Annotated in this window: 1 protein-coding gene; it reads right to left on the minus strand. The window is 67.4% G+C overall.

Annotation, left to right across the window (positions count from 1 at the left end; genetic code table 11):
• Positions 1 to 145: 145 nt before the first annotated feature.
• Positions 146 to 980, minus strand: an 835-nt coding sequence (locus JCM19049_RS15430; RefSeq protein ID WP_279403365.1) for an FAD-dependent oxidoreductase, incomplete at its 5' end; no start/stop codon positions are given.

Here is a 980-nt window from a genome sequence, read left to right on the forward strand (position 1 = left end):
TCACCGCACACGTGGGCGGGAACACCCACCGGGTGATGGAGCTGGTCTACGACCTGGCGCTCACCCAGGTCCAGGCGCTGGCGGCCGGGACCGAAGCACGAAACATGATCCGCGCCGCGGCCGCCAGCCCCCAGGGCCGGATCCGCTAGTCCAGCGCGATCGGCCCGTATTCCTCCAGGAAGTGGATCGGGCCCGGGTTCGCCGCAAAGCTGTCCCCGCCGAAGTGGCGCATCACCCCGTGCACGGCATTCAGCCCGGTGGTCACCGCACCCTCGGCCCAGCCCGCGGTCCAGGAGATGTCATCGCCGGCCAGGAAGATCCCGCGCTGCGATTCAGGCAGCCCCCGCTGGTCGAAGTGGGTGTACAACCGCTGCTGGTAGCGGTAGTGGCCCGGTAGGTTGGCCTTGAACGCGCCCATGAAGTTCGGGTCCGCCTCCCAGGAGACGGTGATCGGGGTGCCCACGATGTGGCTGCGGATGTCCAGGCCCGGGTAGATCTGCTCCAGGGAGTGCAGCATCAGCTCGGTGCGGCGCTCGGCATCCAGGGACAGCCACTTCAGCGCGTCATCGTTCCAGGTGTAGGACAGCAGGATCACCGCCGGCTTGCCCGGGCCGTTGTCCAGCAGGTAGGTGGCCCGGTTCAACCGGTCGGTGAGGGTCATGGACATCAGGTCCTGGCCAGTATTGGGGTCCTTGTCCTTCCAGAACGCCCGGTCCACCATCACGAAGGTCTTGGAGGACTGCATGTAGTGGCTGCGTTCGATCGCGGTCCACATCTTCGGTTCGAAGAGGGACTCCTCCACGTGGATGCCGGTGGACAGCAGCCAGGACTGGGTGGTGGAGACCACCGCATCGAATTCCTGGGTCCGCCCGTGCTTCTCGGTGACCGCGATGCGCTGCCCGTGCGGGCCATGGCCCTGACCGCGCACGATCCGGGAGACCGCACCGCGCGGTGCCCCGTGGTGCAGCAGGACAGGCTGG

It is taken from the genome of Arthrobacter sp. JCM 19049 (assembly GCF_001310435.1).